At 59.5% G+C, this 21591-nt stretch carries 18 protein-coding genes and 1 pseudogene; 8 read left to right on the top strand and 11 right to left on the bottom strand.

Going from position 1 to position 21591, the window contains the following annotated elements:
- Positions 1-152: 152 nt before the first annotated feature.
- Positions 153-677, bottom strand: coding sequence for a Tic20 family protein (locus ACVWXE_RS12235; RefSeq protein WP_457490437.1), 525 nt, complete (start codon positions 675-677; stop codon positions 153-155).
- A 278-nt stretch (positions 678-955) separates the two neighbouring features.
- On the opposite strand from ACVWXE_RS12235, the gene ACVWXE_RS12230 reads away from it, so the two are divergent.
- The 3 genes from ACVWXE_RS12230 to ACVWXE_RS12220 all read left to right on the top strand — a co-directional run bounded on the left by ACVWXE_RS12230 (position 956) and on the right by ACVWXE_RS12220 (position 4315).
- Positions 956-1423, top strand: a complete 468-nt coding sequence (locus tag ACVWXE_RS12230; RefSeq protein WP_457490436.1) for a hypothetical protein — start codon at positions 956-958, stop codon at positions 1421-1423.
- Positions 1424-1666: 243 nt separating this feature from the next.
- Positions 1667-2701 (top strand): ferrochelatase, encoded by a 1035-nt coding sequence (gene hemH / locus ACVWXE_RS12225; protein WP_457490435.1) that lies wholly within the window; start codon positions 1667-1669, stop codon positions 2699-2701.
- Between the two features lie 255 nt (positions 2702-2956).
- The gene (locus tag ACVWXE_RS12220) at positions 2957-4315 is read left to right on the top strand and encodes a CCA tRNA nucleotidyltransferase (protein ID WP_457490434.1); all 1359 of its coding nucleotides are present in this window, start codon (positions 2957-2959) and stop codon (positions 4313-4315) included.
- Here ACVWXE_RS12220 and ACVWXE_RS12215 read toward each other — a convergent pair.
- Both ACVWXE_RS12215 and ACVWXE_RS12210 read right to left on the bottom strand, forming a co-directional pair.
- Entirely contained in the window at positions 4312-5037 is a 726-nt protein-coding gene (locus ACVWXE_RS12215; protein WP_457474177.1) for a response regulator, read from the bottom strand. The two genes, ACVWXE_RS12220 and ACVWXE_RS12215, sit on opposite strands and share 4 nt — an antisense overlap.
- Before the next feature lie 200 nt (positions 5038-5237).
- The gene (locus tag ACVWXE_RS12210) at positions 5238-6431 is read right to left on the bottom strand and encodes an RNA-guided endonuclease InsQ/TnpB family protein (RefSeq protein WP_457490433.1); all 1194 of its coding nucleotides are present in this window, start codon (positions 6429-6431) and stop codon (positions 5238-5240) included.
- Positions 6432-6701: 270 nt separating this feature from the next.
- Between ACVWXE_RS12210 and ACVWXE_RS12205 the strand changes: the two genes are divergently transcribed.
- The 4 genes from ACVWXE_RS12205 (at position 6702) to purH (ending at position 12161) form a co-directional block, all read left to right on the top strand.
- Positions 6702-7604: a 4-hydroxybenzoate solanesyltransferase gene (locus ACVWXE_RS12205; protein WP_457490432.1), complete on the top strand. Its 903-nt coding sequence runs from the start codon at positions 6702-6704 to the stop codon at positions 7602-7604.
- Between the two features lie 173 nt (positions 7605-7777).
- Positions 7778-9319, top strand: a complete 1542-nt coding sequence (locus ACVWXE_RS12200; protein ID WP_457490431.1) for a hypothetical protein — start codon at positions 7778-7780, stop codon at positions 9317-9319.
- A 136-nt stretch (positions 9320-9455) separates the two neighbouring features.
- Positions 9456-10247, top strand: a complete 792-nt coding sequence (gene cysE, locus ACVWXE_RS12195; protein ID WP_414424610.1) for a serine O-acetyltransferase — start codon at positions 9456-9458, stop codon at positions 10245-10247.
- Positions 10248-10427: 180 nt separating this feature from the next.
- Positions 10428-12161 carry a bifunctional phosphoribosylaminoimidazolecarboxamide formyltransferase/IMP cyclohydrolase gene (purH, locus tag ACVWXE_RS12190; protein ID WP_457490430.1) on the top strand — a complete coding sequence of 578 codons (1734 nt, stop codon included), beginning with the start codon at positions 10428-10430 and terminating at the stop codon, positions 12159-12161.
- Positions 12162-12496: 335 nt separating this feature from the next.
- Here the strand turns inward: purH and ACVWXE_RS12185 are convergent, their stop codons facing one another.
- From ACVWXE_RS12185 to ACVWXE_RS12170, 4 genes are all read right to left on the bottom strand, one after another.
- On the bottom strand, positions 12497-13228 hold the full coding sequence (locus tag ACVWXE_RS12185; protein WP_041436884.1) for a transporter substrate-binding domain-containing protein: 732 nt from the start codon (positions 13226-13228) through the stop codon (positions 12497-12499).
- A 79-nt stretch (positions 13229-13307) separates the two neighbouring features.
- Positions 13308-13664, bottom strand: coding sequence for a 50S ribosomal protein L20 (rplT, locus tag ACVWXE_RS12180; RefSeq protein ID WP_011434388.1), 357 nt, complete (start codon positions 13662-13664; stop codon positions 13308-13310).
- Positions 13665-13798: 134 nt separating this feature from the next.
- Positions 13799-13999, bottom strand: a complete 201-nt coding sequence (rpmI, locus tag ACVWXE_RS12175) for a 50S ribosomal protein L35 (protein WP_457490429.1) — start codon at positions 13997-13999, stop codon at positions 13799-13801.
- Positions 14000-14127: 128 nt separating this feature from the next.
- On the bottom strand, positions 14128-15360 hold the full coding sequence (locus ACVWXE_RS12170; protein ID WP_457490428.1) for a class I SAM-dependent methyltransferase: 1233 nt from the start codon (positions 15358-15360) through the stop codon (positions 14128-14130).
- 72 nt (positions 15361-15432) lie between these two features.
- Between ACVWXE_RS12170 and glcD the strand changes: the two genes are divergently transcribed.
- Positions 15433-16944, top strand: a complete 1512-nt coding sequence (gene glcD, locus ACVWXE_RS12165; RefSeq protein ID WP_457490427.1) for a glycolate oxidase subunit GlcD — start codon at positions 15433-15435, stop codon at positions 16942-16944.
- Between the two features lie 61 nt (positions 16945-17005).
- Here the strand turns inward: glcD and ACVWXE_RS12160 are convergent, their stop codons facing one another.
- From ACVWXE_RS12160 to ACVWXE_RS12145, 4 genes and pseudogenes are all read right to left on the bottom strand, one after another.
- Positions 17006-18892, bottom strand: coding sequence for an AAA family ATPase (locus ACVWXE_RS12160; RefSeq protein WP_457490426.1), 1887 nt, complete (start codon positions 18890-18892; stop codon positions 17006-17008).
- Between the two features lie 122 nt (positions 18893-19014).
- A complete protein-coding gene (gene hypB / locus ACVWXE_RS12155) occupies positions 19015-19704 on the bottom strand; it encodes a hydrogenase nickel incorporation protein HypB (RefSeq protein WP_457490425.1) in 690 nt (229 codons plus the stop codon).
- A 35-nt stretch (positions 19705-19739) separates the two neighbouring features.
- Positions 19740-20309: a phycobiliprotein lyase gene (locus ACVWXE_RS12150; protein ID WP_011434381.1), complete on the bottom strand. Its 570-nt coding sequence runs from the start codon at positions 20307-20309 to the stop codon at positions 19740-19742.
- 1063 nt (positions 20310-21372) lie between these two features.
- Positions 21373-21591 (bottom strand): annotated as a pseudogene (locus ACVWXE_RS12145) (RNA-guided endonuclease TnpB family protein); the annotation flags it as partial.

Below are 21591 nucleotides of genomic sequence, written 5' to 3'. Positions count from 1 at the left end.
CGGGATACCGCCATTCTGGTTGGAAACAAACAGAATGCTATCGCTGCATAGTTGAACAGTGATGTTCAGCAGTGTTCAGCGTAAATGTATCAGTTGGCTTAGGCTCCGATGAGGTCGGCAAATCGGCAACCAGACCCGCAGGGACTTGACAACTAGTAGCGAATCCAGGCATAGGCGGCATCGGAGAGCACCGGCACCTCGGCGTAGTGGCCGCGAATGTTTTGCACCCAGGCGTAGACGGTGATGGCAATCACCCCCAAGAGAGCCGTGGTGGCCAAAATGCTGACCATCGCCGCCAGACCAAGGCTGCCAAAGAGCATGCCGAACACCTGCATCAGCACCTGCACCAAGAACAAGGCAATGTTGAGCAAGAGCGCCTGGATGGTGTTGAAGCGAACAAAATGGGCTACGCGGGTGTTGCGGATCACCAGGAACAGCAGAGCCAAAAACACCCCCATTCCCAGCCAGCCCGTGGCCAGGGGCACCAGACGAAACAGAGGCGCAAAAATGGGGATCAGCCCTGGCAGAGATTGAAACAACCCAGAGGGCAAAAAGCCCAAGGGCAGAGCCGATACCAAAGGCAAAAGGTAGGGAAGGGATCCCCACAGCCGATTGATGGGAGTGATGTCGCCGCGCCAGGTCATAATCCGTCGATCCCTATTAGGTGCAGTGGTCATTGAAGTGAAGTTTGCTTGTCGGTGCGCTTCCAGGATCCCCACCAGCTAAAGATTCAGAGAGAGAAAGCAACACCCAAGCCTTGGGCCTATTGTAGTCGATGGATTTGGGTGGCTCAACGCGCTTGGCCGCAAGCCGGCTTCTGCTTTCCAGTGAGCAGAAAAACTCGAGGCCAAAAGGTTCAGGGTGAGCGTTCCGATGCATCTGGGCTGGTATAATCAACGGCAAATCCTGGCTGCATAGCGGTTTTTTGGGTTCTTTACATTTTTCAGCTTCCACCATGAAGATTTCATTGTCTCCCGCTGCTGGCGTTGTCGGAGCTTTTCTCTGGCAAGTTTGGTCTGGGCTGATGGGTTTTCTCAACGACCGTCTGTTGCCGGAGCGCTATCACATTCGGCCCGAAGCTTTGCCGGAGTGGATTGCCCAGGTGTGGGCAGGCTATCTGCGCTATCGGGAAGCCTCTCGTCCGGGGGCGATCCAGTTTCGCGGCTTGACGGTGGATCCCAGCCGAGATCTGCGCTCAGCTCACCTCGGATCCCGTCCGCTCCGCTACCGCGGCTGCCCCATGGAGACGGTTGCCCGACCTGGGGATCCTTCTCCTACCGCCCAACCCATCCCTGAAAAGGCTTTTGTGCCCCCCTACTGGAGACTTCTTAATGCGCTGCGCTTGAAGTTGAGCCTGGCCGATGTCGATTGCTATCCGGTCACTCCGGCCCTGCAGCGGGTTTACCGCGGTCAAGAGTTCTGACAGCGCTCTGCTCCTTAGCGGCAATGGGGTGTTGATGCCGGGGATCCCTGCAGTGGGTGGGGATCCCTTTTTGGACTTTGTTCGCGACAGCGGGACGGAGTCTCCGGATTGGACTTGTAGGTTTGGGTGCGGGTGGTTTCTCCTGAGGGGAAAGCTGAGAAAGACTGCAAAAAAACTTAAGGTCACTTTCCCGCTGTGGGATAGTGGATAAAGAAACATACCGCCAACGCAATGAGCCTTGTTATGTCCAAAAGCGGCATGCTCCTACTGAACTTGGGGGGGCCAGAGGCCCAGGCCGATGTGCAGCCCTTTCTTTACAATCTGTTTGCCGATCCCGAGCTGATCCGGCTGCCGTTTCCCTTCTTGCAGCGGGCCTTCGCCTGGGCCATCTCCACACTGCGGGCCGAAAAATCCCGCCGCAACTACGCGGCCATTGGGGGGGGATCCCCCTTGCGGCGCATTACTGCTGAGCAAGCGCGAGAACTGCAGGCCCACCTGGTGGCTGAGGGCTATGACGTGCCGGTGTATGTTGCCATGCGCTACTGGCATCCGTTGATCGAGTCGGTGGTGCAGCAGATCAAGTCGGATGGGATCACCCGCTTGGTGGTGCTGCCGCTCTACCCGCAGTATTCCATCAGCACGACGGGATCCAGCTTTAAGCTGCTGGATCGGCTCTGGGCTGAGGATCCGGAGCTGGCCCACATCGAGCGCTGCCAGATCTACTCTTGGTACGATCAGCCTCAGTACGTGCAGGCGATGGCCAGAGCAATTCGGGAACAGTTGGATGGATTTGCCGAGCCCGAAGGGGTGCATGTACTGTTCAGCGCCCATGGCATTCCCGAAAGCTATGTCACCGAGGCCGGGGATCCCTACCAACGGGAAATGGAAGCCTGCGTGCGGCTGATCTGGAAGCAGGTGGGACGCCCCAATGACCACACCCTCTCCTATCAAAGCCGGGTGGGTTCGGTGCGGTGGCTGCAACCCTATACCGAACGGGTCATCCTGGAGTTGGGCTCCCGAGGCGTGAAGCAGTTGCTGGTGGTGCCGATTAGCTTTGTGTCGGAGCACATCGAGACCCTGCAGGAGATCGACATCGAGTATCGGGAGCTGGCCCATCGAGCTGGGATTGCCGATTTTCGCCGTGTGCCCGCCTTGAATACCGACCCTCTGTTCATTGCTGGCTTGGCGGCGCTGGTGCGGCCTCATCTGCTCACTCCAGGCTTGGCAGCTCCTGCCTTTGTCCCTGCTGCTGTGGGCAGCTCGCTGCTGGAGCGGTAGGGAAGAACGCCAGGCATTTCATTGTTGCTCTGCTCATTGTTGCTCTGCAACGCTGACGCGACCAGACGAGGGCGCTGCCTGCACATCCATAAGCAATCCCCCCTCAAGAGAGAAAAGAGCAGAGAGCAAAGAGAGCGTATCCTCACTTCTCACCTCTCACTTCTCAATCCTCACTTCTCACTCCTCTCGTTGCTCCGCACCGCTGACGCGAACAGGAAGTCTTGATTAGGAATGACCCTAGGCCCGAGGAAAGCCTTGCTGACGAAGTGGCTGCTGACCTATTTTTACCAACGGCTGCCTTTCCCCCAAGAGTGGCTGCCGCAGGAAAGCTATTGGGTAGGGGGATCCCTGCGGGATGCTTACCTGGCTTGGCTGCAGGGCCGTGCTGCTGGGGATCCCGCTCGCGACGGTGGGATGGAGTCCTCAGCGTCGGTGGATTTGGACCTGATGTGCGCTGTGGATCCCGTGGGCTGGGCAGCGGCAGTGGCGCGACGGCTGGGGGCAGGCTTTGTGGTGTTGGATCCCGAACGGCAGATTGCCCGCATTGTGTTGGCAAAGTTGACCGTGGACGTGGGGCTGCAGGCGGGATCCACCCCTGAGGAGGATCTGAGGCAGCGGGACTTCACCTGCAATGCCCTGGCCTTGGATCTGCAACGGGAGCAACTGCTGGATCCCACGGGCGGACAAGCCGATATTCGCCAGGGCCGGATGCGCATGATCCACCCCGACAACCTCAGCGCCGATCCGGTGCGGCTGTTGCGGGGTTATCGACAGGCAGCTCAACTGGGGTTTGTGCTGGATCCGGCTACGCAAGAGGCGATCCGGGAGCGGGCTCCCCTTTTGGCGAATGTGGCGGCAGAACGGGTGCGGGCAGAGGTAGTGGCCCTGTTGGAGGCAGGGATCCCAGGGCTGGCTCACCTACAGGCGGCGGTGGCGGCGGGGTTGCTGCAGGCTTGGCTGCCCCACCTGAAACCGGAAAGTCCGGGCTTCCCTCAAGCTCAGGCCGTGTGGGAGTGGGCCGGGCGCTGGCAACCGCTCTATCCCCGCACGCTGGCAGAGCTGGCCCAGCCCTTGACATCCTCACGCGAAGGGCGCGGCAGGCTGCTGGCAGTGGTGCTGGCGGCCTTGTTGTGGGATCCAGCGGGAACTGAGGACTCTGTCTTGCTGACGCGAACGGCAGAAAGGGTGGAAACCGAGCTGGAGCGGCTGCGCTTCAGCCGAGCGGAAATGCGGGCCATCCAAAAGCTACACCATCTTCTGCCTCAGCTTCAGCTTCTCCTGACGGACTCCCCCACCCCTGCGCAACAGTGGCGGCTTTATCAACAGGCGGGATCCCTGTTCGGTGGCCTGGCGCTGTTGGCGGTGGCTACGGGCGGCGACCCTCAAAAGCTGGAGTCTTGGCTCAAACGCTACGAAGACCCCCAGGATCCCCTGGCCCATCTGGTGCCCCTGCTGGATGGCCGCGATCTGCTGCACAGCTTGGGGGCCAAACCCGGCCCCTGGGTAGGCCAGTTGCTGCAAGACCTCCAGGAGGCGCAGGCTTGGGGGCAGATTCAAACTCGTGCCGAGGCGCTCTCTTTTGCCCGCCGGTGGCGTGGCCAGCAAAAAGACTAGCCGAAGCGATAGCCGAAGCCGCGCACCGTCACCAAATACTCTGGGTTGCTGGGATCCAGCTCCAATTTTTCCCGCAGCCAGCGGATATGTACATCGACGGTCTTGCTGTCGCCCATGAAGTCGGATCCCCAGATGCGCTCCAGAAGCTGTTCCCGCGTCCAAACGCGGCGGGGATTGGACATAAACAGCTCCAACAGGCGAAATTCCTTGGGGGAAAAACTCACCTCGACGCCCCGCACCAACACGCGGCACTCCTGGGTAAACATACACAGATCCCCGTAACGGAGCACCGTGGCATCGCTGGCTTGGGCCAGTTGTTGCCGGCGCAACACCGAACGACAGCGGGCGATCAGCTCCCGCATACCAAAGGGCTTGGTCAGATAATCGTCGGCCCCCAGTTCCAAGCCCACCACGCGGTCGGTTTCGCTACTTTTGGCCGTCAACATCAAGATGGGAATCGTGTTGCCCTCCCTGCGCAGCAGCCTGCATAGATCCAAACCGTTCAAGCTGGGCAACATCAAATCCAAGATCATCAAATCCAGCCGCTCAACCGTATGCACCATCTCAAGGGCTTGCCGACCATCAGCGGCTTGTAAAACCTGATACCCCTGCTCTTCTAAAGCCAGGGCAACCGTTTCCCGAATGGCATCCTCGTCATCCACCACCAGCAGGGTCTCCAGATGGGAAGCAGCTTCCTTGGCTTGAGGAAGTGAACCAGTCATGGAGAGGGTTGCTTCCATACAGAACTCCGTTGCGCCTGCACGCAAGTGCTCCGCACCGCCGTCACGAACGCGGAAGCGTCACGTAGCGATAACAGCCTCACAGGGTGAGAAGGGCAAGTGCCGCCACCTTCAACAGCAGCCCCCCGATAGGATATCAAACTTCCAGGGCAGGCCAATAAAGAGAACAGGGGCGGAGTAAACTACCCGACCCTGACTGCTTCGCAGTACAGGGCGGGCTTTCGGTAGCCCTGCAGTTGGCAAGCCAACCACGGACCTCTAGGCTGGTTTACGGCAGCCCCAAGTTTAGCAATCATGTTGGCTCCATTCCAGTCCGCATCCCCTTCCCATCCACAGTGCCCACACTTAAACTTCTTTCCACTGCGATAGGATTGCGTAGGATCGGGATGGATGTGCAAACACCGGTGGCAGGTCTGCGACGTGTAGGCAGGCGGAACCAGCACCACAGGTACTCCGGCAATGGCAGCCTTGTAGACCACGAACATCCTAAGCTGGTAGAACGCCCAGTTATTGGTTCTGCGGCGCTCAGCTTTGCTGCGTGGCTGTTGATTGACCCTTTCCCGGATCCCTGTCAGGTCTTCCAGGGCAATAGCGCTGTTGGTAGCTTTTGCCCTGGAGACAATAGCTTTGGAGATGCGATGATTGACCCACGCCTGAAAGCGCCTCTCCTTGCCAGACAGCCGTTGCAACAGTTCTCTGCATCTGCGCCGCGAACTGCGTGTGCCCTTACTGGCTTTGCGTTGGAGTACCGCCCTCAACCGGGAGTAGCGCTCTCGGACTCTGCTCAACTGCTGTCCATTCCAGTGATCTCCTTCCGATGTATGAGCAATATCCGTCCTGCCCAAATCCACCCCGATCACCTTGTCGGTATCTTGTTGCTTGGGTGTTTTTTCCTCTACGCAAATCTGGATGTAGTAGGAGCCATCTTTGCGCTTGACCAGGGTGGCAGATTTGGGGTTGGAACCAGCCAGCATCCCACGCTGGTAGTTGCCAATGGCCAGTTCAAAGCGTTCTCTCCCTTCCACCGTGGTCAGCGACACCGTCCAGTCTTTTTGACGGAACGAAAAGATACGGGCGTCGTAGGTAACAAAGCCGCTCTTAAACTCCTTGACGGGACGCTTTTTCTGCTTAGCCACTTTGCGGGAACCCGCTACCCGTCTGCACACCTGTTGAGCCAAGTTACTGGACAAGCCAAACCGGGCTCGAATCTCGTAGTAGCAAAGGGATTGGAGTTTGACTGCGTTGACTACTTTTTCTGGTGTGTTTTGGTTGACCCAGTTCAACGCCTGCACAAAGGCATCCATTGTCGCATCGAACTTTGCGGCTTGCGACTGGGCTACCTTGAGCTTGCAGGAGACGGTCAGGACTTGGGTCATGGTTCTATTGTAACCTCGCATTCCTCCCGGCACTGACCCTACGGGTACAGTGCGGGGCTCCTGCGATTTCTAGCTGACTTGCCCAAGGTCTTGAGACGGCGAATGGAACCGAAAGGATTCCAAAAACCTGCAATTCAGGATGATTGATTTAAGATCTCTAATGTGGAGCCGCCCCTACCCACGCCTCATGGTGCTCTGCACCCCTCCCGCGAACGGCAACTCACGCTTTAAGGACTCCGTCCCGCTGTCGCGATTGGCCGGAAACCGGTTATGTCTGCTTCCCCTTCTGCACTCTGGGCCACTGGCGGAGCCATTCTGCGGCTGTTGCGCTGGCATAAGCCGGCAGGGCGATTGATTTTGATGATCCCGGCTCTGTGGGGAGCTTTTTTGGCCGGACGGGGAACACCCCCTTGGCCGTTGGTCGGGATCATCATTTTGGGCAGCCTGGCTGCCAGTGGGGCAGGCTGTGTCATCAACGATCTTTGGGATCGAGATTTGGATCCGCTGGTGGAGCGCACCCGCCATCGCCCGTTGGCCAGCCGGGAGTTGACCGTTGGCGTCGGGATCCTGATGGCGGTGGTGAGTTTGGCCTGTGCGGCAGGGCTGGCGCTTTTCCTCAACCCGGTCAGTTTTGCCCTCTGTGTGGCGGCGGTGCCGGTGATCCTGCTCTATCCGGGGGCCAAGCGGGTGTTTCCGGTGCCGCAGTTGGTACTGGCTCTGGCGTGGGGATTTGCCGTGCTCATCAGTTGGACGGCGGTGAGCGGCCAAGATGCCAACACACCCCTGTGGGAAGAGGGGCTGGGCTGGCTGTGGCTGGCCACGGTGTTGTGGACACTGGGATTTGATACCGTCTATGCTCTTGCGGATCGGGAGGACGATGAGCGGGCCGGGATCCATTCCAGCGCCCGTTTTTTCGGGCAGCGGACGCCGACGGCGGTGGGGCTGTTTTTTTTGGGCACTGCCATCGCGCTGTTGGGGGTAGGCCTCAGCCTACGGTTGCATGGAGTTTATTTTGTCAGCTTGGCCATCGTCACTGTCCTCTGGGGCCGGCAAACCTGGCAGCTTCACCGAAGGAATCCTCCTCCCACCCTGTACCCGGCCATCTTCGGCCAAAACGTGGTGCAAGGATTTATTCTGCTGGCGGGGATGATCGGCGGATCCCTGCTGGCCTAAAGGATCCCTTGGCAGGGCCAGAGGTCTCTTCCAACAGGGGCGCCTTGCCCCTCGACCTACGTCAGAGCTGCCTCTTTGGGAAGGGATCCCCAGTAGCAGGGATCGGCCCAGGGCCAAAGGCAAACGGTAGAATGGGTCGATAATTAAAGGAAATTAAAGAATCCTAGCCTCCGATGGCCCCACTAAGCGGCGGTGAGCCTCCCTATGACATCCTTATCCTCTCAAACGGCCCTGGAGAGCTGACCACCTGGGTGCGTCCGGTGGTGATGGAATTGCGCCAGCAACTGCCTCAGGCACGCCTCTCCCTGGTGCTGTCCCCCTGCCCCCATGCTTCCGGGCAAGAGATGAAGATAGCGCAAGCGTTCGTCGACGTGGATCGGGTGCAGGATCCCGATTTTTTTCTGGCTTTTTTGCTTACTGGCCAAACCGAAGAAGCCTGGAATTGGGCCAAGCGAGGGGTGGTGCTGTTTCTGGGGGGGGATCAGTTTTTTGCCGTCTGGATTGCTCGTCGCTTGCGCTATCGGCTGGTAGTCTATGCTGAGCATCAACCTCGTTGGCGGCCTTGGGTACATGCTTTCGCCGTGCGAACCGAGGCAATCAAACGCCGCTACGATGGCGGACGGCTGCTGGGCCACCCTTGGGCCCACAAGATGCACGTTGTCGGGGATTTGATGGCGGATGGCGTAGCCAGCGCTGTCTATTTGCCGGGGGTGCCCCTTTCCGGCTGGCTTGGCAGCAGATCTCCTGCCGCTGCCTCCAAACCCACGGCAGGCTTTTCTTCCCCAACCCAAGCCTTTGGCCTGCTCCAAGATGCATCTCCCAGCTCCATCGGCGAGGGGGAGCCTGTAAGAACTGCGCCAGAGAGAGTGGGGAACCGCTTCACCGATCGCGTAAGCGGGCCGGAGGCCTTTCGCGTAAGCGGGCCGGAGGCCTTTGAAGAATTGCTACCGCGCGGCTGGCAGCGTCTGAGCGATGAGAACCGCACCCACTATCAGGTGGGGCTGCTCCCAGGCTCCAAGCCAGCCAAGCTCTTCTTGGGGGTGCCATTGGTGTTGGCTGTGGCCGATGAGCTGCGACAGATGCTGCCGAATGTCCGCTTTGTGATCCCGGTCGCCCCAGGACAAACCCCCCAGTCGTTGGCAGCCTATGCCCATCCCAAGCTCAATCCCGATATGGCTTTGATCTATGGCACCTCAGCCATTCTGGAGCAGACCAATCTGGGATCCCAGTTTGTTACCCCCTTTGGCAGCACGGTGCAATTGTGGACAAGCTTCCCTGCCTATTCTGTGCTGGCCAACTGTGATCTCTGTCTGACCACCATTGGCGCCAACACCGCCGAGCTGGCCTATTTGGGGGTGCCGATGGTTGTGGTGATCCCTACCAACAAGCTGGAGGCAATGCGCGCCTGGGATGGGATTCTTGGCCTGTTGACCCGCCTTCCAGGCTTGGGCACTTGGCTGGCCCGCGTCTTCAATAGGATTGCTCTGCGTTGGCTAGGTCACTTGGCTTGGCCGAACATCTGGGCAGGGCGAGAGGTGGTACCGGAGTTGCGGGGCCACTTGCGCCCGGTGGCCGTGGCCGAGCAAATGCGAGTTCTGTTGGAAGATCCCCAGCGCCGTCAGCAAATGCAGACAGAACTGCAGCGGCTGGGGGGCAAGCCGGGAGCTGCCCAAGCTATTGGACAACTGGTGGCTCAACAGTTGGGTAAAGGCTAGGGCAGAAGGCAATTTGCTTGAGCTCGACCCAGTGGAGAGTTGCGCGAGGAGCTCCCTTGGCGCGATTGGAGATCTCTCCTTGCTGCCGGCAAAAAGTGCTAAAAGGGGAGTGGAGGTTCCTAAACGGAGACCATTCATGCTGACGGAGGCCGAGCAGTCGGCGGTGGAAAGCCCCAAAACGGGGGAGGGCAATTCTCTCCCTGCTGGCAAGCCGGAGCCAAAACTGGGGTTCTGGCAGCAATTTTGGGAGGATGTTGATTGTGTCTTCGATCGGGATCCGGCAGCACGCAATCGCTGGGAGGTCATCTTCACTTATCCCGGTGTGCATGCTCTGTTTTTGCACCGCATCGCCCACTGGCTGTGGAAACGGCGCTGGTTTTTCCTAGCGCGGCTGCTCAGCTTCTTGGCTCGTTCTTTCACATTGATTGAAATCCACCCGGCAGCCAAGATTGGGCGGCGCTTTTTCATTGACCACGGCTGTGGGGTGGTGATCGGTGAGACGGCAGAAATTGGCGATGATGTTACCCTCTACCACGGGGTCACCTTGGGGGGTACCTCTTGGAACAAGGGCAAACGTCATCCCACCCTGGAAAATGGGGTGATTGTCGGCACGGGGGCAAAGATTCTGGGGCCGGTTCGCATTGGGGAAAAAGCTCGTATCGGAGCCAACGCGGTCGTGATTCAGGATGTAGCTCCCGGCATGACGGTGGTTGGGATCCCAGGCCGTGCGGTCATCCCGCCCCATCAGCGCCGCATCCCCGCCCATGGCATTGACCTGGATCACCATCTCATGCCTGACCCGGTGGGGCGTGCAATCGAGCAGTTGCTGCACCGTATTCAAGATCTGGAGGCCCAGGTGGCCCGCCTTAACCGGGAACGGGAACAGGCTCGGCAGGATCAGGTTAGAGGCGAAGCAGACTATTCCTGAGAGGACTCCGTCCGAGCAGCGCGAACGGGCTCTGTTCACTTTTGAACACCATTGTGCTCCGCACCGCTGATGCGAACGATATGAACCAGGTGGCTGGACAAGAGGGTCCAGCTTTCGGGGTATGCTGTGAGAGCGCTGGCCAGCTTTTTCCTCTGAATCTCTATTGGGTAACGCCGTCCGATGTCCCTTGTTGCTCCGCAACCCTGTCGCGACCAGGATTCTGTACCGTTGGCTTTGTTGAGTGTATCCGACAAAACCGGACTGATCCCGCTGGCCCAGTCCCTCGTGCAAGAGCATGGCTTTCAACTGCTCAGCAGTGGGGGAACCGCCAAGGCGCTCTCAGAAGCTGGGATCCCGGTCACCCCTGTCTCTGCCCACACTGGCGCGCCGGAAATCTTGGGGGGAAGGGTGAAGACGCTGCACCCCCGCATCCACGGCGGCATTTTGGCCCGCCTGGAATGCAGCGAAGACCGGGCAGACCTAGAGGCGCTGGGGATCCCTCCCATCCAACTGGTGGTGGTCAACTTCTACCCTTTTGAACAGACAGTGGCCCAGGCAGGAGTGTCTCTGGAGGAAGCTTTTGAGCAGATCGATATCGGCGGGCCCACTTTGGCGCGGGCGGCAGCCAAAAATTATCCCTACGTTACGGTGCTGACGGATCCCAGCCAGTACCCCCAGTATTTGCAACTGCTCTCCGGGGCCTATGGGGAAACAGAGCGGCTGGCGTTTCGCTTCCAGTGTGCTCGTCGGGCCTTTGAGCAGGTGCTGGCCTACGACCGCGCCATCGTCACCTATCTGGCTCGCCTGGAGCTAGCAGGTCCCTCCCAGTCCTCCGCAGCTGCCGCTGAAGACAGGTTTCAACTGCAAGGGATCCTGTGGCAACGCCTGCGCTACGGGGAAAATCCCCATCAAGCTGCCACTTGGTATGTGACGGATCCGGCTGCCCCCGGCTGGCACCGGGCTAAGCAGTTGCAGGGAAAGGAGCTGAGCTACAACAACCTGCTGGATCTGGAGGCGGCCCGTGCCCTGGCGGCAGAGTTAACCTTGTTACTCCGCAATGCTGATGCGACGCGGCCCACTGACGGGAAGGGCTCTGTGTCTTCTGGCTCTGCTCGGAGGGAGTTCTTGCAACCTGAACAAGCGGTGGCGGTGGTGGTTAAGCACAACAACCCCTGCGGGGTGGCCATTCGCCCATCACCGGCTGCCGCCCTCGAGGCTGCCCTGGCTGCTGATCCAGTTTCGGCCTTTGGGGGCATCGTCGCCCTCAACCAACCCTTGGACGCAGAGACCGCCCGACGGCTGGTGGAGCCTTTTTTGGAGTGTGTGGTGGCTCCCGATTGCACTCCAGAAGCGGCTGAGCTACTGTCAGTCAAAAAGAACTTGCGGGTCTTGATCTTGCCGGACTTGTGTGTGGGGCCTGCCCAAACAATCCGCACCCTGGCCGGGGGCTTTCTGGTGCAAGACGCCGATTCACCTGTTGCTCTGCAACGCTGTCGCGACCAGGAACCGACGCAAACCGACAGCCCCCCTTCTTGGCAAGTGGTCACCCAGCGCCAGCCCACACCGGAGGAGTGGGCGGATCTGGAATTTGCCTGGATAGTCTGCAAACATGTGAAATCCAACGCCATTGTCGTCGCCAAGCAGAGGCAGACGCTCGGCGTCGGAGCCGGACAAATGAATCGGGTGGGAGCAGCGGAGATCGCTCTCCAGCAGGCGGGATCCCAAGCAGCAGGAGCTGTTTTGGCCAGCGATGGCTTCTTCCCCTTTGCCGACAGCGTGGAGATGGCTGCCCAAGCAGGGATCCGCGCCATCATTCAGCCGGGAGGGAGCATTCGGGATCCCGATTCCATTGCTGCTGCCAACGCTGCCGGTATTGCCATGGTTTGCACCGGCATACGTCACTTTCTGCACTGAGCCCGCCTTTCTGCTCAAGAGAGAAATCTTCCCAAGAGCATGACTCTAGTCAATAATAAGCTCAACTATACTGAAAATGATGTATAATATGTTCAGTACGGATTACTACCAGTTGATCTTTCTGTTTACTTTCGAGTCTGCCAACATGGTAGCTAAAGCAAAGCAGAAAATTGGTAGTAAGACGACACGGAAACTGCGCTTTGGGTATTCTACTCAAAGCTTTGCGGGATACCGCCATTCTGTTTGGAAACAAACAGAATGCTATCGCTGCATAGTTGAACAGTGATGTTCAGCAGTGTTCAGCGTAAATGTATCAGTAGGGAGTATCCTCAACTTTAGGGCAACCCCCAGGCTCTGGCCCGCTCTGCCAGCCAGCCCTCAGCCCGCAAATTCTCCAGTTCTCGGCGCACCCGCAGCCGCAATTCGGCGTGCTGCAGCCCCTTGGGCATGGCAATGCCCAGCCCCACCGTTGCCAAGGGGGATCCCAGAAATTGAAACTGTTGCTCCGCAGCGCTTTCGCGACGGGGATGCTCTGCTAGCCACCCTGCCAGCACCGAGCGATCTGCTGCCCACCCCTGCACCGCCCCTTTCAGGAGCAGTTCCGCCCCTTCTCGGTAGGAATCGACAGGCACCAACTCCACCCCTGGCAGGTATCGATTCAGCAGGGGAATGGCGCTGGAACCGCGCAAGACTGCAACGCGACCGCCCCGCAAGTCCGACCAGCTTTCCCAGTTGTGGGAACGAGCCACAACCAAGCTGGGGCCATCCTGATAGTAAGCAGAAGTGAACTCCACCTGGCGCGCCCGATCCGGGGTAATGCCGATCTGAGCAATGGCCAAATCCACCTGGCCGTCAGCCAGCACCTGCAGCCGCTCTACATTCGAGACCGGCACCAACTCCACAGCCTCTGCCGAGCCCAACAGCCGGGATCCCAGCTCACAAGCCAGCTCGATCTCAAACCCCTGCAGATCCCCTTGGGGAGTGCGAAACCCCAGCGGCCTCAAGTTGTCTTTTACGGCAACGCGCAGCCGTCCAGAATCCACAATCTCCGGCCAAGGACGAGCCACAGTAGGGATCCCTCTCCCCAGGCAGGCGAGGGCCAGAATGGCTGCCAGGAAGGACTTCTGGATAGCCGTCGGAACCTCCTCAGGAGGCGCGAGACTGGCGCGCTGCCTCCACCACCTGGGTAAAGGCCTCTGGATCCAGGAAAGCCAAGCGGGCCAACATTTTGCGGTTGAGCTGGATATTGGCTTTTTTGAGACCATCGATGAACTCGTGGTAACGCAGGCCCTGGGCACGGGTGGCCGCGTTGATGCGGGTAATCCATAGGCGACGAAAATCCCGCTTCTTGCGGCGGCGATCCCGGTAGGCGCTGCGCAAAGCCTTCATCACCTGCTGGTTGGCGGTGCGGAACAGCTTTGAACCAGCTCCCCGAAAGCCTTTGGCCAGCTTGAGGATCTTTTTGCGGCGCTTGCGGGCGACATTGCCCCGTTTGACTCTCATGGCGGTAACTCAATACGAACTTAGACAAACTCAAACTGAAGGGTATCAAGGACTCCATCCCGCTAGGGCGAACAAAATCGCTGCCGTAAATGCCAGCCCCTGAAATCTTCTTGCCGGCGCGAGCGGGATCCCGGCTAGTGGGTGTTGGGCAACATCAGGCGCACATTGACCACATCCCGCTTGTCCACCAGGGCCACACCGGCCGATTTGCGTTTGCGCTTGCTGGTTTTGTGCTCCAGCAAGTGGTTGTGCCCGGCCCTGCGACGCATAAACTTGCCGCTGCCGGTCAGGCGGAAGCGCTTGGCTGCTGCCTTGCGGGTTTTGATTTTGGGCATGATGACAACCCCAGAATATGCGGGGCCAGAGCTAAAGGTCACAGCCTTCTAGCATAAGCCATAGAAGAACAAGAGGGCAAATGCCAAGGTTCGTCCCGCTGAGGCAAGGGAAAGGGGTCGAGAAACTCTCAGGAGACTGAGTTTTGAGGCTCCAGCAGCAGCACTTGCCAGCGCAGCAAGCGTTGCAGTTGCTCAAAGCTCAGGGGGCACTCTAGGCCAGCCTGGATCTCTTGGACGGTGCGGATCCCGTCCACCTGTTGGAGAAAGGCGAAGGCTTCTTCGCTCAGGGAGATGGCTTCGTAAGCATAGTTGAAAATGCTCCGCCCCGGCCACAAGCCCAGGCAGGGGCTAAGGTGGGCAATGGCTGATGCTACACTTTCCGGGCTTGTCCATTCCCAGCAGCGGATGGGGGGCTTGCCGAGAAACAGCTCGTAGTGGGCTACCACCGGATCCAGCAGCTCGATCAGGCGATAGCGTTCCGGTTCCGGCAGCTGAGCCGCCTGAGCCAGCAGGGCCTCGTCCTGGCCCAACACCCGTTCCAGCCGCCAAAACTCCGGGTTGGAAAAGCGCAGAAACTGCAGTCCGGAAGCCCGGATTAATTCAAACAGAGTCTCGATGGTGTAGTCCACTTCCTGGGGGTGCAGGTACATATCGGCGAAGCATTCATCGTCCACGTTCTCGATGGCCCAGCGGGCCCGTTCTTGCTGCTGGATGCGGTTGGTTTCCGGCAAGATCTCGAAAAGGCGACGGCCCACCTGGAGACCCCTCTGCAATTGCTCCGCCGAGGCAAGGGTCTGGTGTTCAGAACCTGTTACCAGCAGGCGGATGGCCTTTTGCATGAGGCGGATTTCGTGGCGGCCCAGCTCACCATACACAAACAGGTGCAAGAGCCCGCCGGGAGCCAATTTGCCGGCCAAAGCCTGCAGCCCCGCCACGGGATCGGGCAGGTGGTGGAGCACGCCCACGCAGTTGATGAAGTCAAACTGCCCCGGCAGCTGGTCGATGTCGTAGACGTTGAGCTGGCGAAACTGCACCGGCGGTGCCTGGGAAGCCCGACAACGGGCCTCGGCAATCTCCAGGGCGCGGCTGCTCAGATCAAAGGCCCAAATTTCTGCGTTGGGGTTTTGGTGGGCAATGTATTCTGTTCCCACTCCCGAGCCACAGCCGGCATCCAGAATGCGCACCTTGCGCCGACCCGGATGGGATCCCGTACAAAAGGCATGGGCCTGGGGCCAACTCCAGCGCCAATTCCACCCTGGCGGGGGAACAGTGCTGATGGGCTGCGGGGGGAAAGGGTAGAGCTCGTAGAGCTGCCGCACTTGGTTGAGGATTTGTTCGGCGCTGGGGGAGTTGGGCTGCATGGACTATCTGTTGGAGCCAGCAAGACTATAGTGACAATATCCCCCTACCAAATTCCTGCTGAGCCTACTGTTATGAAAGTGCTTCGCACTGCCAGCGCAAAAACTTCTTCTCATCCTCTGCAAACCGGCCTCACCTTCGACTGGATCAGGCTGACGGCTGAGCTCAAAAAGATTCTGGATCCCCAGCGGGTGATCAACAAGCCGGAGGAGCTGCTGGTTTACGAATGCGATGGGCTGGTCAGCTACCGGCAAAGGCCGGCGCTGGTGGTGCTGCCCCGCACAACAGAAGAGGTGGCGCAGGTGGTGAAGCTGTGCAGCCGCTACCAGGTGCCCTTCGTGGCGCGGGGATCCGGTACGGGCCTCTCAGGGGGAGCCCTGCCGGTGGAAAATAGCGTCGTCATCGCCACCACCCTGATGAAGCAGATCCTGGAAATCGATCTGGACAACCGCTGCATGGTGGTACAGCCGGGGGTCATCAACACTTGGATTACCCAGGCCGTGGCCGCCCAAGGCTACTTTTATGCGCCGGATCCCTCTAGCCAGTCGGTTTGCTCCATCGGCGGCAATGTGGCGGAGAACTCCGGCGGTGTTCACTGCCTCAAATACGGGGTGACGGCCAACCACATTCTCGGCCTGACGGTGGTGCTGCCGGATGGGGAGGTGGTGTGCTGGGGAGGCAAGATCCCGGAGATGCCCGGCTACGACTGGGTGGGCCTGTTTGTGGGATCCGAGGGCACCCTGGGCATTGCCACCGAGATTACCCTGCGCTTGGTCAAGGCCCCGGCTCAAGTGCAGGTTTTGCTGGCAGACTTTGACAGTGTGGAAGCGGCGGGATCCACCGTCTCCGACATCATTGCTGCCGGGATCATCCCCGCCGGCCTGGAGATCATGGATAACTTCAGCATCAATGCCGTGGAAGATGTGGTGCAGTTGGGCTACTACCCGCGGGATGCGGCGGCCATTTTGTTGGTGGAGGTGGATGGGCTAGAGCTGGAGGTGGAGGAAGCCGGCCAACAGGTGAGGGCGCTGTGCTTCAAAAATGGGGCGCGACAGGTGCAAGTCGCATCCGACCCAGAAGAGCGGGCGCGGGTGTGGAAAGGGCGTAAGGCAGCGTTTGCGGCCATGGGCAAGCTCAGCCCCAACTACTATGTCCAGGATGGGGTGATCCCCCGCAGCCGACTAGCCTTTGTCTTGAAGGAAATCGAGCGCCTCAGCCGTGAGTACGGTTATCCGGTGGCCAATGTGTTTCACGCTGGCGACGGCAATCTGCACCCCTTGATCCTCTACGACGAGTCGGTGCCGGGATCCCTGGAGCAGGTGGAGAAACTGGGGGGCGAGATCCTTAAGCTCTGCGTGCGCTTGGGGGGCAGCATCTCCGGCGAACATGGCATCGGGGCAGACAAACGCTGCTACATGCCGGAAATGTTTACGCCTGCGGATCTGGAGAGCATGCAATGGGTGCGGCAGGTGTTCGACCCCCAGCACATCGCCAACCCCGGCAAGATCTTTCCCACCCCCCGCACCTGCGGTGAGTCAGCCCACGCCCACAGCCAACCAGAATGGCAAGGGATCCCAGTCTTTTGATTTTGAAAGTTTGAAGGTGCTCCGAACCGCTGGCGTGATGGGAATAGCCCTCAGGCTGGGATCAGCCGGCTTGGCGTTGCTGCTGCAGCTCGGCAAAGGCCCGACAGAAGTCTTCCTGTTGGATGACCAGGGTTTTGGCATCCACCGACTCTGAGGTGGCCCGGTGGCGACGAATGGCAGCGATGGCGGCGCGGTTGCTGAGCAGGGCCAGGTCGGCACCACTCCAACCTTCGGTTTGCTCAGCCCACCCTTGCAAATCCACATCGGGCCCCAGGGGACGCTTGCGGTTGTGAACCGCCAAAATTTCCCGTCTCCCGTTGCGATCTGGCAGCTCCACGCTCAAGTGCAGCTCCAACCTGCCGGCCCGGGTGAGGGCGGGATCCAAACTGGCCTTGCGGTTGGTGGCGGCCACCACCAATACCCCTTGGCTGGGGCGGATCCCGTCCAGCTCTGCCAGCAGTTGCCCCAGAACGCGGTCGCTGACCCCACTATCCCCGGAGTAGCTGCCTCGCGCCGGGGCGAGGGTGTCGATCTCGTCGATGAAGATGACACAGGGGGCGCATTGGCGGGCGCGGGCAAAAAGTTCCCGTACCGCCTGCTCGGAGGATCCCACCCATTTGCTGAGCAGCTCCGGGCCGGAGACGGCGATGAAGTTGGCCTTAGCCTGGGAAGCGATGGCTTTGGCCAACAGGGTTTTGCCGGTGCCGGGCGGCCCGCTGAGGAGGATCCCCTTGGGTGCTTGGGCCTGAGCCTGCTCGTACAACTCAGGGTGAAGCAGGGATCCCTCGATGGCCTCTTGCAAAATCTGCTTGGCGTGATCCAAACCGCCAATTTGATCCCAGCTCACCTGTGGGGATTCGATCTCCACCGAGCGCAGCACCGCCGGCTTCACCTGTTGCAGAGCCTGTTGAAAATCTGCCGCCGAGACCGTCAACGAGTCGGGGATGGGGGATCCCAAATCGGGCACCTGCCGCCGCAAAGCCGCATAGGCTGCCGCCTGACACAACCCCCGCAGATCTGCCCCCACAAAGCCCAAGGTCTGATCCGCCAAGCTGTCCAGATCCACATCCTCCGCCAAGGGCATGTCGCGGGTGTGGATGGCCAAGATCTCCCGCCGCCCCTCCCGGTCCGGCACCTTGAAGATCACCTCCCGATCAAAGCGCCCCGGTCGCCGCAGAGCCGGATCCAGAGCCTCGGGCCGGTTGGTGGCTGCCAGCACCACGATCCCCTTTTGGGCCACAAACCCGTCCATCAGCCCCAGCATTTGGGCCACCAGGCGTTTTTCCACTTCCCCCTCGACGGTGGCGCGGTTGGGCACCAAGGCATCGATTTCGTCAATAAAAACCAGACAGGGAGCCGATTTGGCCGCCTTTTCAAAAAGCTGTCGCAGGCGCGCCTCCGCCTCGCCGTAATACTTGCCGATCAGTTCCGGGCCAACAACGGCAATGTAATTCACCCCCAAGCTCTCGGCCAGGGCACGGGCGGTGAGGGTTTTTCCGGTGCCTGGGGCTCCCACCAACAACACCCCGCGGGGCGGATCCAATCCCAGCTTGGCCAGCAGATCGGGCCGCTTGAGGGGAAGCTCTACCATCTCCCGCAGGATTTGCAACTGTTCTTTCAGCCCACCCACATCCTTGAGACGTGGCCCAGCCCAAGACTCTGCGCGGTCGGCAGAAGTTGATGGCGAGTCGGGCACAGCAGCCTGGGATGGTTCCTGGAAGCGAACCGCAGACATCACTTGGGGCTCGCTGCTCCAGGGGGGATCCCCCGTTTGGGCATGGCTGCGGCGGCGAGGGATGGAGCCGGAAGGGGGGATAGAACTGCTCAGGGGACGGGTTTGGATGCGGACTTCGGTTCGCAGTTCTCCACTTTGTTTTTTCTCATCCAGCTTCTGAGCCAGCTCGATCAACTGCTCAATGCCCTGTACAAAGTCGCTTAAATTGGCCATAGCCGGGATTTTCCATCCACACACGTTATCTGAAATTGACCCGCCAGAGGTGCTAACTCATCCCCTGCCTGGCCAGCTCAGGTGAGGAGAGTTCCACGGCCAGATGCCCAGTATGATACCCTTCACTGCGGCTGCTGTCGGCGTTGGGCCAGGAGAATCTGCTCTCGGATCCAGCCCAGCCAGGGCTCCAGCCCGACGCCCGTCTTGGCAGAAAGACAAAAAATCGGCACAGAAGGGTTGATCTCGCGGATATTGGCCTGGATCCGCTCCAAATCCACCTCTAAGACAGGAACCAGATCCACCTTGGTGATCAGTAGACAATCCGCCTCTCGAAACATAATCGGGTACTTGAGAGGCTTGTCTTCCCCTTCTGTGACGCTGAGCAGGGCTACCTTGGCGTGTTCCCCCACCTCAAACTCCGCCGGGCAGACCAAGTTGCCGACATTTTCCACCAGCAGCAAATCCAGTTGCTGCGGATCCAGTAGCGCTTCCAATTGCCGCAAGCCCCCGGCCACCATGGCCGCATCCAAATGACAGGCCCGCCCTGTGTTGATGGCGATCACCGGGATCCCGTAGCGACGCAGCCGCTCCGCGTCCAGTTGGGTCGTCATGTCTCCCTCGATCACCGCCAGGCGCAGCGAGCCGGCAAGAGCGACCACGGTTTTCTCCAGCAAAGACGTCTTACCCGCCCCCGGCGCGCTCATGAGGTTCAGACAGGTTACTCCCCAGGCATCAAAATGCTCCCGGTTGTGGTCGGCCTGGTGTTGATTGGCGTGGAGCAGGTTAATCCCCAGATCCAAGACTTGGTGCATGGCACAACCCGTGTTGCGGTTGAGGAGAAAACGCTCTAGCTGCGGAAAGAGCTGGATTCGGCCACCGTAGGGGTGGGAGAAGGGCCGACGGAGAGTTTACGCACCTCGGAGCAGAAAGAAGCCATGCTGAAGCCACCGAACCGCTTGACAGTGCTGGCCCGCAGGCGCAAGTTGGGGCTGGCAAACCAAATGCGCTCTTCCGACTCAGTCATCTCATACTGGGTGTAAAGGGTAAGGGCGCCATCGGATCCCATGACATAGGTACCGGCCACCGGTACTTTCTCGGCGTAGCCCTGATCCCGCAGCAACTGCCCGCGCATGGGATCGGTCTCATCGGGGATAGGTACCAGCACCACGTCTCCCTTGTACTCTTCGTTGTCCCACTCCTGCTCGCCATCCCACCGCACCCGCGCTGCTCCCACAGCTCGTCGGGGATCCACCCTGAACAACTCGCAAACCCGGATGACTGCTGGATCGGTTGCCGCAAGGGTGGCAATTTGTAGCCGCGACCTCCCACCCTCAGAGCGGCGAAAAGCCAAGTGATGGCTGGTGCGTTGGCACATCCACTCCCCAGCACTGAGGGCGAAAAACTCCATTACGGTCATCATGGCCGACGCGGATCCTCATCGATGGAACAGGGTTTGCCGATCTTAGCTTGCAGAGCAACTCAACGATTTAGCTAACGGTGGTGCGGGGGCAATCAGTCCTGCGCTCTACCCGCAGGGTAAGCACCGGGATACAGGGATCCCCGCCATACCCCTGAGCGAAATCTGTAGCAAAACCTACTTATGCTGGTGTAACCTACAAGCACCGGATTGATCCAGATGCCTCCCAACAAGCCGCTCGCGTCAGCGGGACGGAGGCCTTGCTGTTGGCGTGGCTGGAGATTGGCCGGGACGTATACAACTACACTTTGCCGGAAATCAACGAGTGGATAGCATCTTGCTCTTGGCCGGTGGACAGGGGTTCCTGGGTGCAGGAGTCCATCCTGTCTGCCGATGCACCGTTCCCTGGGATTAGACTTGTTTTGCGAGCTGGCAGTAGCCAGGGAGGCTGGGGAAGGGAAGCCACTTGTCCAGTCGTTTTGTCGGGGGTTGTAGACCCAGACAAGTGGCGTGGGGCAGGAATGCCCGACCGCGAGGTAAGGACTCCGTCCTGCTGACGGGAAGGGTGGCCCGCGCTCTGTCCACAGGAGGAGCGCCGGGAGGATGTCACCATACTCCCCTGCCCAAAGGCAGAGGATTCTGGCTCTTGGTTCCAAGACAGCACTTGCCGTATCGGGTTGCCCCTTTACGACAGCGGTGCCCATCTCCCCAAGCGGGGCAGTTCCCTTCTGCCCTAAGTACCGTTGAAGAGAAAGGGCAAAACCTATTTAGGTTGCTTGCGTAGTCGCCGGACTACCGGGTTTTTTAAGTGGTTGACTACTCTACTACTGGTCTAGAGTACAGCACAAAAGCTGCCGTGAACGGCAGGGCTTTAGACCCAATTCTTTGGTAAAACAATTGCCAATAAAATGCCAATAAAAGGCTACCCGCTTGCTCGCCTTGCAGGGGCCAACTCAAGCGCTAGACCAAGAGAGCCAAGGTTTTTTTAACTCAGCACAGGTGTCTTTGGGGCAAGGGATCCATCCGACAAGCGCCAACCGACTGCCAGTTGTTTCTAAGTAAACTACCCGACCCTGACTGCTTCGCAGTACAGGGCGAGCTTAAGGCCTCCGGCCCGCTGGCGCGAACGGTAGCCCTGCAGTTGGCAAGCCAACCACGAACCTCTAGGCTGGTTTACAGCAGCCCCAAAAAGCGCAATCACATTCGCACCATTCAAATCCGCATCCCCTTCCCATCCACAGTGTCCACACTTAAACTTCTTTCCACTGCGATAGGATTGCGT

Source organism: Thermostichus sp. MS-CIW-41 (assembly GCF_054058915.1).
Note: the sequence above shows the minus strand (reverse complement) of the source record. Positions and strands in the feature narration are given on the sequence as shown.

Coding starts and splice junctions, on each gene's coding strand:
- rpmI (WP_457490429.1), bottom strand. CDS start 13,999: ATGCCCAAAATCAAAACCCGCAAGGCAGCAGCCAAGCGCTTCCGCCTG.
- ACVWXE_RS12215 (WP_457474177.1), bottom strand. CDS start 5,037: ATGACTGGTTCACTTCCTCAAGCCAAGGAAGCTGCTTCCCATCTGGAG.
- cysE (WP_414424610.1), top strand. CDS start 9,456: ATGCTGACGGAGGCCGAGCAGTCGGCGGTGGAAAGCCCCAAAACGGGG.
- ACVWXE_RS12150 (WP_011434381.1), bottom strand. CDS start 20,309: ATGACCGTAATGGAGTTTTTCGCCCTCAGTGCTGGGGAGTGGATGTGC.
- glcD (WP_457490427.1), top strand. CDS start 15,433: ATGAAAGTGCTTCGCACTGCCAGCGCAAAAACTTCTTCTCATCCTCTG.
- purH (WP_457490430.1), top strand. CDS start 10,428: ATGTCCCTTGTTGCTCCGCAACCCTGTCGCGACCAGGATTCTGTACCG.
- ACVWXE_RS12210 (WP_457490433.1), bottom strand. CDS start 6,431: ATGACCCAAGTCCTGACCGTCTCCTGCAAGCTCAAGGTAGCCCAGTCG.
- ACVWXE_RS12170 (WP_457490428.1), bottom strand. CDS start 15,360: ATGCAGCCCAACTCCCCCAGCGCCGAACAAATCCTCAACCAAGTGCGG.
- hypB (WP_457490425.1), bottom strand. CDS start 19,704: ATGCACCAAGTCTTGGATCTGGGGATTAACCTGCTCCACGCCAATCAA.
- ACVWXE_RS12235 (WP_457490437.1), bottom strand. CDS start 677: ATGACCACTGCACCTAATAGGGATCGACGGATTATGACCTGGCGCGGC.
- ACVWXE_RS12160 (WP_457490426.1), bottom strand. CDS start 18,892: ATGGCCAATTTAAGCGACTTTGTACAGGGCATTGAGCAGTTGATCGAG.
- ACVWXE_RS12230 (WP_457490436.1), top strand. CDS start 956: ATGAAGATTTCATTGTCTCCCGCTGCTGGCGTTGTCGGAGCTTTTCTC.
- rplT (WP_011434388.1), bottom strand. CDS start 13,664: ATGAGAGTCAAACGGGGCAATGTCGCCCGCAAGCGCCGCAAAAAGATC.
- ACVWXE_RS12205 (WP_457490432.1), top strand. CDS start 6,702: ATGTCTGCTTCCCCTTCTGCACTCTGGGCCACTGGCGGAGCCATTCTG.
- ACVWXE_RS12200 (WP_457490431.1), top strand. CDS start 7,778: ATGGCCCCACTAAGCGGCGGTGAGCCTCCCTATGACATCCTTATCCTC.
- hemH (WP_457490435.1), top strand. CDS start 1,667: ATGTCCAAAAGCGGCATGCTCCTACTGAACTTGGGGGGGCCAGAGGCC.